Genomic DNA, 12,709 nt, shown 5'->3' on the forward strand with positions numbered 1-12,709 from the left:
GACGTCCTTCCCAGGAGGCCAGAAATGACGAGCCTCGAGAAGTTCGGCCTGACCCCGCGTCGGCTCGCCTACGCCGCGGCCGCGCTAGTGGCGGTCGTCGTCATCGCGAGCTGCGGCTGGTGGTTGGTGCGCACGATGGGCGCCACCCGCGTCACCGCGTACTTCGACCGCGGTGTGGGCATCTACGCCGGCTCGGACGTGCGGATCCTCGGCGTCAAGGTCGGCGAGATCGACGAGGTCACGCCCGAGCGCGACCGCGTCCGGGTGCAGCTGCAGGTGAATCGGGGGGTGAAGCTGCCCAAGGATCTCTGGGCCGCGCAGGTCACCCCGTCGGTCATCTCGGACCGCTACGTCCAGCTCCTGCCCGTCTACACCGACGGCCCCACCGCGAGCAGCGGCGCCGTCGTGAACCAGGACCACACCATGACACCGGTCGAGATCGACCAGGTGTACGCGTCGATCAGCACGCTCGCCCAGGCCCTCGGCCCCGAGGGCGCGAACAAGGCGAAGCCGGGCGAACAGGGCGCGCTGACCGACCTGCTCGACGTCTCCGCCGAGAACCTCGCGGGCAACGGTCGGGCGATGGCCGATGCCATCGCCGGGCTGTCGAAGGCGAGCACGACCCTCTCGAACTCCCGCGACAACATCGCGGCGACCGTCAAGGGGCTCAACACCTTCGTCACCATGCTGGCCGAGAACGACAAGCAGGTGCGTACGTTCAACACCCAGCTCGCGGACCTCACCAAGTACCTGGCCGGTGAACGCGACGACTTCACGAAGGCGCTGAACCTGCTGGCGACCGCCCTCGGCGACGTGGGCGCCTTCGTCCGGGACAACCGCGACGCGCTGAGCTCGAACGTGCACGGTCTCACCGAGATCACGAAGGTGCTCAACGATACGAAGACCGCACAGGCGCAGATCCTCTCCTACCTGCCCGTCGCCGCGAGCAACCTGGACCAGGCCTACGACCCCGACTCCGGAACGCTGACCCTGCGCCCCAACCTCCCCGACCTGCAGGACCCACTCGGCACGGCGTGCAAGCTCGCCGATCTCGGCAAGCTCATGCCCGGGAACCCGCAGTTCGCGCAGATCACCACGACGCTCGGTCCGCTGCTCTCCCAGTGCACCACCATCGCCAAGCAGATCACCGACGGCGTGCGGGTGCCCTCGCTCAACCTGCCGCTCGGCATCCTCTCCGGCGCCAACCTGCAGCGCGGCTCGGTGCCCGGCACGGTGCCGGGGCGCACGGCACCGTCGGTCGACGGTGTGCTCCCGCCGACCCCGGCGGGTACGGGCCCGTCGACCACCGCGGCCGCGCCCAGCACCTCGGTCGCGCCCGGCACGTCGGCGAAGCCGGCTCCGAGCGGTTCGGCGAAGCCCGCGGCACCGCCGGCGACGGGAGGCGCGCGATGAAGCGGCGGCTCCTGGCCGGCGGCGCGCTGGCGATGACCTCGGTCCTACTCACGGCCTGTGGCGGTATCTACTCGGTGCCGCTGCCCGGCGGCCCCGCGCTCGGCGCGCACCCGACGACGCTCCACCTGCAGTTCGAGAACGTGATGGATCTCGTGCCCGAGTCCTCCGTGCGGATCGGCGGTGCCACGGTCGGCAAGGTCGAATCGATCGGCCTCGCGGAGGACGGGTGGACCGCCGACGTCGTAGTCAAGGTGCGCGACGGGGTGAAGGTGCCCGCCGACAGCCGGGCCGCGATCGAGCAGTCGAACCTGTTGGGCGAGAAGTACGTCACGCTCGTCTCCTCCGGCGGATCCGACGGTGCCGCACTGCAGAGCGGCGCGACCCTGCGGGCCGCGGCGAACAAGACGAACGCGTCCATCGAGCAGGTGCTCGGCGTTCTCTCGCTGGTGCTCAACGACGGTGGCGTGGGCAAGCTCAAGCCGATCGTCGACGAACTCAACACCGCGACGAGCAACCCGCAGCGGGTGCGCTCGCTCATCACGCAGACCGACCTCCTCATCGCGGGGCTGAACAAGCAGCGCTCGGACATCACCACCGCGATCGACGGGGTCGCGAAGCTGTCCGAACGGGCTGCCGGCCAGACCGTGCAGATCAGCCGGATCCTCGCGGAGCTGCCGCGCGGCACCGCGGTCCTCAACGAGCAGCGGCCCGAGATCATCGAGATGATCAAGCAGCTCGACCGGCTCGGCAAGGTCGGAACGGAGGTGCTGTCGAAGTCGCAGAAGGAACTCATCGAGGACCTGCTGTCACTGCGTCCCACGCTCCGCGCGCTCGCCGGCGCCGCCGACGACATCGTCACCGCCCTGCCCTTCATCGCCACCTTCCCGTTCCCGGACGCCGGTGTCGACGCGATCAAGGGCGATTCGATGAACCTGTTCATCTCGCTCGACACCCGCCTGATCAACCAGCTCGAGGCGCTCGGCGCGGGTGCCGGTCCCCCGACCCCGGTCGCCCCGAAGTACGGTCCCGGCTCCGGTCGGGCGACGACCACCACGCAGGGAGGCACGCGATGATCCCCAAGCTGCAGCGACGCCAGCTGCTGGTCTTCGCCGTGCTGGCCGTGGTCGGCATCGCCTTCGTCGGCGCCCAGTACGCCCGCATCGACAAGATGCTCGGATTCGGCGTCTACACCGTCAAGGTCATGCTCAAGGACTCCGGCGGGATCTTCACCAACGCCGAGGTCACCTACCGCGGCACGCCCGTCGGCCGGGTGGGGCAGCTGCACCTCGTCCCCGACGGCGTGCAGGTGGACCTGCAGCTCGACAAGAGCCGGCCGTCGGTGCCCGATGACGTCCAGGCCGTCGTCGCCGAGCGCTCGTCGATCGGCGAGCAGTATCTCGACCTCGTGCCGAAGAAGCTGCCGGAGGGCGGCACACCGTCGAAAACAGTGCTGGCGGACGGCGCCGTCATCCGGGACACCCGGGTCCAGGAGCCGATCGAGGACTTCCTGGGGCACGTGACCGTGCTCAGCGAGTCCGTCGATCCGGCGAAGCTCAAGACGGTGGTCACGGAGCTGTCGGTGGCGCTCGGCGGCAACGGGCAGAACCTGCGGGCCCTGGTCGAATCGCTGTCGCGCCTCGCGCAGACCGGCAGCGACACGCTCGATCCCACGCTCTCGCTCATCACCAACGGCCGCACCGCACTCGCGACGCAGGCCGAGCAGTCCTCGGCCATCCGGCAGTGGGCGGACAGCCTCAAGGTGGTCACCGCGACCCTCGCGAACAGCGATCCCGACCTGCGCAAGCTGCTCCAGACCGGCAACCTGTCGGCGACGCAGCTCAGCGCGCTGGTCCAGCAGTCCGGTGGCGACGTGACGAAGGTCGTCCACGATCTGGCGGCCCAGCTGACGGCAGTCGACCCCGTGGCGCCCAACCTCAAGCAGATCCTGATCCTGTTCCCGATGATCGCGTCCGGCGCTTTCGCCACCTCGCCGGGCGACGGTCTGCTGCACTACGGTGTGGTCCTCGAAGTGAACAACCCTCCGGCGTGCACCGTCGGCTACGAATCGACGCAGAAGATGATCGACGCGATCAAGAAGCAGAACCCGGATTTCGACATCAACCGGGATCCGTTCCCGTTCAACACGCAGGTCGGCTGTGACGTGCCGCAGGGCAATCCCACCGGCGTCCGCAGCGCGGATCGGGCCCGCTACGCCGATCCGCGCGTCCCGCAGCCCTGGGACGGCAAGCCGAAGGTGATCGCGCCGGACCGTCTCGATCTGGGCCCGGTCGCCCAGGCCGCCGCCACGATCCTGGGAGGGCACCCGAAGTGACGCAGCCCGCCGCCGACCGCAAGCCCCTCGCCCTGGCCCTCGTCCTCCTCGCGGTGGCCGTGGTCGTCGCCGTCGTCGTGGGCGTGAACTGGTGGGGCCGGCATACCGACCACGAGCGCGCCGCCGCCCGCGACGCCGCCGTCGACGGTGCCCGCCAGGCCGTCATCGACATCCAGAAGATCGACACCAAGGACGTCGACGGCACGCTGCGCCGCATGGGCGAGGCGATGACCGGCGACCTGCGCAAGGACTGGGACGAGCGCGAGCGGGTGTCCACCGAGGACATGCTCAAGCAGTACACGGGCGTGGCGCTGCAGACGGATCCGGTGGTCGCCTCCGCCGCGCCGATCGAGTTCGACGAGGCCGGCGGCGCCGCGAAGGTGCTGGTGTACCTCGTGGTCCGCCAGTCCGAGAACGGGAAGCAGGCGGACAACGCCTACCGCTGGACCTACGTGATGTCGATGGCCAAGGTCGACGGCGCCTGGAAGGCGTCGGGGATGCAGCCGCTCCAGGAGCGCGCCGCGATCGGCCCCGCCGACCCGTCGAAGCCCGCGACCGGTGCCGCCCCCGAGGCGACGGCAACGCCCGCACCGTCGACCGCCGCACCGTCGACTGCCGCGCCGGCGCAGAGCGAAGGAGGCACACCGTGACCGACGATGCGAAGCCGGAGAGCACCGACCCCGACGAGGCCACAACCACGCTCCCCCCGGAAGGAGCCCCCGACCTGGAATCCGCAGCGGCGAAGCGGCGCCCGGTCGCGCGCGGGACGTCGCTGCGTCGCCCCGCCACCCCCGTGCCGTCCGAGGCCGGCACAGCCGAGGCACGTACCGCTGCCGTGTCGGACACCGACGAGCCCGAGGAGAAGGCCGTTGAGGAGGCGCCGAAGGACGCCGTTCCGGGACGTGCGATCTCCGCGAACCGCCTGCCGATCGCGATCGGCGTGGCGGCGGTGGCGATCCTGGTCGTCGCGGCTCTCGTCGCGTGGCTCCGGCCGTGGGCGGCGGCGGTGGACAATCGCGCCTTCGTAGACACCGGATTGACGACGCAGGTCACATCCGTCGCGAAGCAGGCCGCGAAGGACATCTACACGATCGACATGAACGACCTCGGCCCGTGGGAGAAGCGCCTCGACGCGGTGCTGACGCCGGGCATGATCACGGAGGCGAAGAAGCTCCGGACGGCGATCACCCAGACCGCCGGCGCGCTGCAGGACGTGAAGGTCAAGGTCGATGACGGCGATCTCACGGCCGGCGTCTCCCTCGCGCGCAAGGACCACGCCGAGGTGCTGCTCAACGTACGACAGCAGGTATCGACGCAGGGCGTCCCCTTCGCGACGATGCAGTCGCCGATGAAGTTCGTGTTGGATCGCTTCGACGGGACGTGGAAGGTCAGCTCGATCACGCCGCTGTGAGCGGGCCGCCGATCAGGCGGTGGCGGGACGCTTCGCGGCCAGTCGTCGCCCGACGACGGTGCCGAGGGAGGCGGGGATCACGATGAGCAGCGCGGTGAAGCACGCACCGATGACCAGCTCGAAGGGCAACGAGCCCTGTCCGATCCCCGGCAGCAGCCAAGTCCCGACCGCCCAGCACACCGCGCCGGAAACCACCCCGGCGAAGAGCGCCGCCTTGAACCAGCGGCCCACGAGGTCGATGCCCTGCTCCGCGACCGGGTTCGCCCTGGCGTCGGTGAGTCCGTCGTAGCCACCGAAGACGATGGCCACGGCCATCACGACCGCGACTGCGGCGAATCGCTGCGCCGTCCCCTGCGTCGGGAAGGCCACGATGCCCCACGCCAGCGCGGAGCGCACGACGACCTGCACCGCCGCAAGGGCGAGGCCACGGATCAGCCACGGTTTCATGACCGCGATTCTATCCGTCTTCGCAGGGCCCGCCGGTCGTCGCCCCTGGTGAACGACCGCCCGTTCGCCGCAACGACGAAGCGCCGGTCCGGGTGTCCCCGACCGGCGCTTCGTGTTCGTCGTTCCTAGAGCATGCAGCTGACGCAGCCCTCCACCTCAGTGCCTTCGAGCGCCATCTGCCGCAGGCGGATGTAGTAGAGGGTCTTGATGCCCTTGCGCCAGGCGTAGATCTGCGCGCGGTTCACGTCACGGGTGGTGGCGGTGTCCTTGAAGAACAGCGTCAGCGACAGGCCCTGATCCACGTGCTGCGTGGCGGCGGCGTAGGTGTCGATGATCTTCTCGTAGCCGATCTCGTACGCGTCCTGGTAGTACTCCAGGTTGTCGTTGTCCATGTACGGCGCCGGGTAGTACACGCGGCCGATCTTGCCCTCCTTGCGGATCTCAACCTTCGCCGCGACGGGGTGGATCGAGCTCGTGGAGTGGTTGATGTAACTGATCGAACCGGTGGGCGGCACCGCCTGCAGGTTCTGGTTGTACAGGCCGTACTGCTGCACGTCGGCCTTGAGCTCGCGCCAGTCGTCCTGCGTCGGGATGTGGATCTCCGCGTCGGCGAAGAGCGCGGCGACCTTGTCGGTGGCCGGCTTCCACTCCTGCTCGGTGTACTTGTCGAAGAACTCGCCCGAGGCGTACTTGCTGTTCTCGAAACCGCCGAAGGACTGGCCGCGCTCGCGGGCGATGCGGTTCGACGCGCGGATCGCGTGGAACAGCACCGTGTAGAAGTAGATGTTCGTGAAGTCGACACCCTCGTCGGAGCCGTAGAAGACCCGCTCGCGCGCCAGGTAGCCGTGCAGGTTCATCTGTCCCAGGCCGATGGCGTGGCTCAGCTTGTTGCCGTACTCGATCGACGGGACGGAGCTGATGTCCGTCTGATCGGAGACGGCCGTGAGTCCGCGGATCGCGGTCTCGATGGTGGCGCCGAAGTCGGGGCTGTCCATGGTCTTCGCGATGTTCAGCGAGCCGAGGTTGCAGGAGATGTCCTTGCCCACCTCCGCGTAGGACAGGTCGTCGTTGTAGGTCGACGGGGTGGAGACCTGCAGGATCTCGCTGCACAGGTTGGAGTGGGTGATCTTGCCGGCGATCGGGTTCGCGCGGTTCACCGTGTCCTCGTACATGATGTACGGGTAGCCCGACTCGAACTGCAGCTCGGCGAGGGTCTGGAAGAACTCGCGCGCGTTGATCTTGGTCTTGCGGATCCGCGAATCGTCGACCATCTCGTGGTACTTGTCCGTCACGTTGACGTCCGCGAAGGGCACGCCGTAGACGCGCTCCACGTCGTACGGCGAGAACAGGTACATGTCGTCGTTGTTCTTGGCGAGCTCGAACGTGATGTCCGGGATCACCACACCCAGCGACAGGGTCTTGATACGGATCTTCTCGTCCGCGTTCTCGCGCTTGGTATCGAGGAAGCGGTAGATGTCCGGGTGGTGCGCGTGCAGGTACACCGCGCCCGCGCCCTGCCGCGCGCCCAGCTGGTTGGCGTAGCTGAACGAGTCCTCCAGCAGCTTCATGATCGGGATGACGCCCGAGCTCTGGTTCTCGATCTTCTTGATCGGGGCGCCGTGCTCGCGGATGTTGCTGAGCAGCAGGGCCACACCGCCACCGCGCTTGGACAGCTGCAGCGCGGAGTTGATGGAGCGACCGATCGACTCCATGTTGTCCTCGATCCGCAGCAGGAAGCAGGACACGGGCTCGCCGCGCTGCTTCTTACCCGAGTTGAGGAACGTGGGGGTGGCGGGCTGGAACCGGCCGGCGATGATCTCGTCCACCAGGTTGACGGCGAGCTTCTCGTCACCGTCGGCCAGGGTCAGCGCGACCATGCAGACCCGGTCCTCGAAGCGCTCCAGGTAGCGCTTGCCGTCGAAGGTCTTGAGCGTGTAGCTGGTGTAGTACTTGAACGCGCCCAGGAAGGTGGGGAACCGGAACTTCTTGGCGTAGGCCGCGTCGAAGAGTCCCTTGACGAACTCGCGGCTGTACTTGTCCAGCACCTCGGGCTCGTAGTAGTTCTCCTCGACGAGGTAGTCGAGCTTCTCGTCCAGGTTGTGGAAGAAGACCGTGTTCTGGTTGACGTGCTGCAGGAAGTACTGCCGCGCGGCCTCCCGGTCCTTGTCGAACTGGATGCGCCCGTCCTTGTCGTACAGGTTGAGCATCGCGTTCAGGGCGTGGAAATCGAGCTCGCTGTGGCCGGGGCCGGTGTGGACACCGGACTGGCTTGCCGAGGGGACGAGGTCTTCCTGGGTGGCGGTCATGCGTGCGCACTTTCCTTGCTGTTGTTGCTGGAGAAAAACTCTTCGAGGCCGGTGCGGACGCGGTCCACGTCCTCGCTGGTGCCCATCAGTTCGAAGCGGTACAGGTACGGGACCCGGCATTTGCGGGAGATCACGTCGCCCGCGTAGCAGAACTCTTCGCCGAAATTCGTGTTCCCCGCCGCGACCACGCCGCGGATCAGGGAGCGGTTGTGCTTGTCGTTGAGGAACCGGATCACCTGCTTGGGGACGTATCCCCCGCCCGAGACCGCGGTGGCCTGCTTCCCCCCGCCGTAGGTGGGGGTGATCAGGACGAAGGGCTCGTCGACGGTGAGCGGTTCCGCTGCCCGCGCCACCGGGATGCGCAGGGCGCGCATACCCAGCTTCTCCACGAATCGGTGCGTGTTCTCCGACACCGAAGAGAAGTAGACGACGAGCGGCGAAGCCATCGCTACGCCGTGGCGGCGACGGCGGCGAGCGCCTTGACCCGGTCCGGGCGGAAACCCGACCAGTGCGCATCGCCGGCGACGACGACGGGGGCCTGCAGGTAGCCGAGAGCCATGACGTAGTCACGGGCGTCCGAGTCCTCGGTGATGTCCACCACGCGGTACTCGAGTCCCGCCTTGTCGAGAGCCTTGTAGGTCGCGTTGCACTGCACGCAGGCGGGCTTGGTGTAGACGGTGATCTCGGCCTGGCTCATGGTGGCTCCCCTTCGTTCGACTGAGCGCCCGGCAGCACGGAGGCTGCCTCGGAACTCCAGTATGGACCTGACGACTGACAAGTTTTCAGCGAGCTTTGCCTGCGTGAACTCGGACAGCCGACCGGGCACTTCAGATCACCCTCGAGCCTTCCGATCGCCCCGGCGGGGTTTCGGATCGCGCAGTGGAGAGAACACTACACCTAGTGGTGCCCACCGGGAAGCGACACAAGCACTTGCGAACCACATTCGTGAAATTACCAGCTCGCAAGACGCTCTTTCGGCCGTTTTTCATCGTGAATCCCCAGGACACGCCGAGGATCGACGACACGCCGATCGGACACGCCCGACACCACCCGAGTACCGCTCCGAGGCCCTATCGGACGGGTGCCACGAGACGCTCGAGGAGGTCCCCCGCGCGCTGCGCGACGACGTCGTGCTCTCGTACCGACTTGCCGTCGAGACCGGAGATGGGGAACTCCTCGACGAGCCCCTCCGGCACCTCGCCGCCGGCGATGGTCACGGCCCGCTCGGCATCCGCGAGGGTGGTGTCCAGGCGGTGCCCCACACCCGCGAGCGCGACGCGCTTGCCCGACAGTGCGCTCGCACCGTAGGGCCGCGAGCCCCAGTCGATGACGTTCTTCAGGACGGCGCTGACGGTGCCGTTGTTGGGCGGGGCGAGCAACAGGAGGGCATCCGCCGCCGCGATCCGGTCCCGGAGCGCCGCCGCGGTGGCCGGGGCGGCGTCGCCGTCGATGTCCTCGTTGTAGAAGGGCACGTCCCCGATACCCTCGGCGATCTCGACCCGCACGCCCTCGGGGGCGTTCGCGGCGACCACTTCGGCCAGTTCCCGGTTGAGCGAGCCGCTGCGCAGCGATCCGACGACGGCGAGCACGGTGATGTCCGACATGATTCCTCAGTTCTCCTGGCGTTCTCGGGCGACCCTCCCGGATCGCATCCCGGAACAAAGTAACGGACTTCGGTCCGGATTTCTTCCCCGGGATCATGGTGACTCCAATACCCGCACGGTAGGCTCCTCCCGATGACCGGACCACTCCTCCCTCTCGCACAGCCGCCCGCCGAGCCGCGGCGCGATGCCGCGCGCAACCGCGAGCTGCTCATCGACGCGGCGCAGCGGCTGTTCGCCGAGCGCGGGGTCGACGCCGTGAGCATGGACGCGGTCGCTCAGGCGGCCGGGGTGGGCAAGGGCACCGTCTTCCGCCGGTTCGGCTCGCGGGCCGGCCTACTGCAGGCCCTGCTCGACCACGACGAGACCGAATTGCAGCAGCGTTTCATGTTCGGCCCGCCCCCGCTGGGTCCGGGCGGCGATCCCGTGCACCGCCTCACCGAGTACGGCGCGGCGCGGATGCAGCTCATCGCGCGCCACGGGGACCTGCTGCGCGGCGCCGAACAGGCCGCGCGTGACCCCTACGACGAGCCGCCGTGGCGCGTCTCCGCGATGACGGTGCGGTCGATGCTCGTCGAGGCCGGACGGACCGCCGACGCCGAGGTGTGGGCCGCCGCGCTGATGGCGACGCTGAGCCCGGCCTGGGTGCTCCACCAACTCGCGAGCGGCGTCTCACAGGACGCCCTCGAGGCGGTGTGGGCCGAGCACGTGCGTCTACTGACCGCGCTCTGAGATCTTGGCCAGGTACGCGAACCGGTCGTTCGCGATGCGCATCGCGATCTCGTAGGGCAGCGCGAACTTACGCTTCCAGAAGTAGCCGAAGCGGGTGTCGAACGACGTGTAGACGATGAACCGGTTGCGCAGCACCCCGTCGATGATCGCCTGCGCCGCCTTCTCGGCCGTGACCTTGGGGAAAGCGTCGATCCCCTTGTTCACCTTCGGGTTCGAGCGATCGACCCCGTTGATCTCGACGGTCTTCACCAGCCCGGTCTCCACGGCCCCGGGCACGACCACCGAGACGCCGATGCCGTGCCGGCGCAGGTCGTACCGGAGCACCTCCGAGACGCCGACGAGGCCGAACTTGGCCGCGGAGTACGCGGCGTGCCAGGGCAGGGCGATGAGGCCGGCCGTGGACGAGACGTTGACGAGTTGGCCACCGCGCCCGGCGGCGATCATCGGCGGGACGAAGGTCTCGATCACGTGGATCGGGCCCATGAGGTTCACGTCCACGGTCTTGCGCCACTGCTCGTGCGTGAGGTTCTCGACGGTGCCCCAGACGGCGATTCCGGCGACGTTCATCACCACGTCCAGTGCCCCCGCGGCGGCGTGCACCTCCTCGGCGAAAGCACGTACCGCGTCGTAGTCGGAAACGTCGAACGCCCTGGACGCGATGACTTTCGCGCCCAGGGCGGTGACGTGGCGGGTGACGGCGTCGAGCTGTTCGGCGTTGATGTCGGTCAACACCAGCTCGGCGCCGTGCGCCGCGAGAAGATTCGCGGTAGCACGGCCGATCCCGCTGGCCGCGCCGGTGACGAGGACCTTCTTCCCCTTCAGGTCCTTGATCGGCGGGGCCATGTGGACGAGCCGGACGATATCGCGGAGTGCCATATCAGCCAGCTTGCCAGATCGGGCCGCGCTACCGCTTCCCGCCGGGGCGTGACGTCCCCGGCGGAAGTCGGTGCGGTGTGATCCCTACTTCGGCAGGATCGCGCCGGCGCTCAGGATCGCCTTGAGGATCTCCTGGGCGGCGGCCGGCCCCTGCGCGGCCTGCAGGGAGTTGAACGCCTGCGGGCTCGAGATCAGGGTGTTCACCAGCTGGGTCCCCTGCGCACTGGTGAGGAACTCAGCGGCCTTGGGCCCCATCTCGAAGAGCGTGTTCACACCCAGCGGCTGGGCCTGCCCGGGGATCGAGACGGTGGGCAGCTGCGGCAGTGCGAGCTGGCCGAGACCGGGAATGGTCACGGAGGTGCCCTGCGGCGCGCCCGCCGCGGGCGCCGTCGCCTGCGGAACAGCGGTGCCGGCCTGAGGCGCACCGCCCTGCAGCATCGGCACGCCGGCGACGATCGGCGAGGCCGCCGTCCCGGTGGCCGGGGTCACGGGCGCCGCCGCGGCGGGAGCACCGGGCACGGCGGGCACGAGCGGCGTCTGCGCCGGTGCCGTCGGCACCGTGGCCGCCGGGGCGGCCGGCGCTGCAGCGGCGGGAGCCGCGGCGGGGGCGACGGGGCTCGCTGCCGGAGCCGCCGGGGCGGCGGGAGTGACCGGCACAGCCGGATCGACCTGCGGCGCGACGGGCTGCGCCGCGACGGGCTGATCCACGACGCCACCCGGCTTGATCTTGCCGGTCAGCTGCTGGATCACACCGTTCGTGAGAACGGACGCGTACTGGGTCTGCCCCTCCCGGGAGGTGAGCAGCGCGGCATCGTCCGCGTTGGCGAGGTTGCCGAGGTTGGCGTAGACGAGCGGGATGTTGACCAGCGACGCGAAGGCATTGGTGGTCTTCGCGATGCCGTCCTGGCCGCCGAGGTACTGGGCGGGAACGAAGCCGCCCGCACGGGAGACGTCGCGGAGCACCGTGGTGGCCGGATCGCTGACCGCCTGCTGCGCGGTCACCTTGGGGTCGGTGGCGCCGGGGGCGGCGGTCTCGAGCAGGAAGCCGCGCTGGGTGGCCTCCTGCACCGCGCTGTTGATGCTCACGGCGAGGTCGGCGCCGGACTTGTTGGCCGCGGTGGCGCGCTGGTCGACGCAACCGCCGAAGCCGGCGTCGTCCGCGCGGGACATGATGACCTTGGCGCCCTGGGTCTTGAGCGCGGCCTCGACCATCTTGGCCACGGCGAAGTTCACGGAGTGATCGGGCGTGCCGTTCGAGGCGATCGCCACGGGGTTGACGCAGGGCACCTGGCCGCCGCGGCCGTCGGCGACCTTGCGGGCCTGGTCGACGGCCGAAGCGACGGAGGAACCGGCGTCGAGGAACACGGTCTTGCCGGACAGCGGCTGTGCCGGAGCTGCGGGGGCGGGGTCGGCGGACGCGAAGCCGGGCGCACCGAACAGTGCGACGGCCGCGGTCGCGAGCGAGCCTGCGAGAACACGGGTCTTCTTCATGGGTAGCTGGGCGCCGGGGAAGTGGCGCCGCTCTCCTTCCAAGTCTCTTGTGCAACTTTCGTCACATCAGTCACACGAGAAACAGTCAACCATCAATTGA

General features: G+C 68.8%; 13 protein-coding genes. 6 read left to right on the top strand and 7 right to left on the bottom strand.

Features of this window, described 5'->3' with window-relative positions; translation table 11 throughout:
- The first annotated feature begins 24 nt into the window (after window positions 1-24).
- From FK268_RS02890 to FK268_RS24110, 5 genes are read left to right on the top strand one after another with little or no spacing between them, the layout of a single operon-like run.
- Window positions 25-1,413, top strand: a complete 1,389-nt coding sequence (locus tag FK268_RS02890; protein WP_146430914.1) for an MCE family protein — start codon at window positions 25-27, stop codon at window positions 1,411-1,413.
- Window positions 1,410-2,486 (top strand): MCE family protein, encoded by a 1,077-nt coding sequence (locus tag FK268_RS02895; RefSeq protein ID WP_146430916.1) that lies wholly within the window; start codon window positions 1,410-1,412, stop codon window positions 2,484-2,486. Before FK268_RS02890 ends, FK268_RS02895 begins: the two co-directional genes overlap by 4 nt.
- Entirely contained in the window at window positions 2,483-3,745 is a 1,263-nt protein-coding gene (locus FK268_RS02900) for an MCE family protein (protein ID WP_146430918.1), read from the top strand. The genes FK268_RS02895 and FK268_RS02900 overlap by 4 nt, the downstream gene beginning before the upstream one ends.
- Window positions 3,742-4,395, top strand: a complete 654-nt coding sequence (locus tag FK268_RS24105; protein ID WP_158636023.1) for an Rv1363c family protein — start codon at window positions 3,742-3,744, stop codon at window positions 4,393-4,395. The genes FK268_RS02900 and FK268_RS24105 overlap by 4 nt, the downstream gene beginning before the upstream one ends.
- Window positions 4,392-5,156, top strand: a complete 765-nt coding sequence (locus FK268_RS24110) for a hypothetical protein (RefSeq protein ID WP_158636024.1) — start codon at window positions 4,392-4,394, stop codon at window positions 5,154-5,156. Before FK268_RS24105 ends, FK268_RS24110 begins: the two co-directional genes overlap by 4 nt.
- A 12-nt stretch (window positions 5,157-5,168) precedes the next feature.
- Here FK268_RS24110 and FK268_RS02915 read toward each other — a convergent pair whose 3' ends face one another.
- The 5 genes from FK268_RS02915 to FK268_RS02935 all read right to left on the bottom strand — a co-directional run bounded on the left by FK268_RS02915 (window position 5,169) and on the right by FK268_RS02935 (window position 9,513).
- The gene (locus FK268_RS02915) at window positions 5,169-5,603 is read right to left on the bottom strand and encodes a B-4DMT family transporter (protein ID WP_146430920.1); all 435 of its coding nucleotides are present in this window, start codon (window positions 5,601-5,603) and stop codon (window positions 5,169-5,171) included.
- Window positions 5,604-5,728: 125 nt separating this feature from the next.
- On the bottom strand, window positions 5,729-7,909 hold the full coding sequence (nrdE, locus tag FK268_RS02920) for a class 1b ribonucleoside-diphosphate reductase subunit alpha (RefSeq protein WP_146430922.1): 2,181 nt from the start codon (window positions 7,907-7,909) through the stop codon (window positions 5,729-5,731).
- A complete protein-coding gene (gene nrdI, locus FK268_RS02925; RefSeq protein WP_146430924.1) occupies window positions 7,906-8,355 on the bottom strand; it encodes a class Ib ribonucleoside-diphosphate reductase assembly flavoprotein NrdI in 450 nt (149 codons plus the stop codon). Before nrdI ends, nrdE begins: the two co-directional genes overlap by 4 nt.
- Window positions 8,356-8,357: 2 nt before the next feature.
- Window positions 8,358-8,606, bottom strand: a complete 249-nt coding sequence (gene nrdH / locus FK268_RS02930; RefSeq protein ID WP_146430926.1) for a glutaredoxin-like protein NrdH — start codon at window positions 8,604-8,606, stop codon at window positions 8,358-8,360.
- A gap of 373 nt (window positions 8,607-8,979) precedes the next feature.
- Window positions 8,980-9,513 carry an NAD(P)H-dependent oxidoreductase gene (locus FK268_RS02935; RefSeq protein WP_146430928.1) on the bottom strand — a complete coding sequence of 178 codons (534 nt, stop codon included), beginning with the start codon at window positions 9,511-9,513 and terminating at the stop codon, window positions 8,980-8,982.
- Between the two features lie 132 nt (window positions 9,514-9,645).
- On the opposite strand from FK268_RS02935, the gene FK268_RS02940 reads away from it, so the two are divergent.
- Complete coding sequence (locus tag FK268_RS02940; protein WP_146430930.1) at window positions 9,646-10,242, top strand: TetR/AcrR family transcriptional regulator; 597 nt, start codon at window positions 9,646-9,648, stop codon at window positions 10,240-10,242.
- Here the strand turns inward: FK268_RS02940 and FK268_RS02945 are convergent.
- Window positions 10,225-11,118 (bottom strand): SDR family oxidoreductase, encoded by an 894-nt coding sequence (locus tag FK268_RS02945; RefSeq protein ID WP_146430932.1) that lies wholly within the window; start codon window positions 11,116-11,118, stop codon window positions 10,225-10,227. The genes FK268_RS02940 and FK268_RS02945 overlap by 18 nt on opposite strands.
- 84 nt (window positions 11,119-11,202) lie before the next feature.
- Window positions 11,203-12,609, bottom strand: coding sequence for an N-acetylmuramoyl-L-alanine amidase family protein (locus FK268_RS02950; RefSeq protein ID WP_146430934.1), 1,407 nt, complete (start codon window positions 12,607-12,609; stop codon window positions 11,203-11,205).
- Window positions 12,610-12,709 lie beyond the last annotated feature (100 nt).

The organism is Tsukamurella sputi (assembly GCF_007858445.1).
Lineage (GTDB): Bacteria > Actinomycetota > Actinomycetes > Mycobacteriales > Mycobacteriaceae > Tsukamurella > Tsukamurella sputi.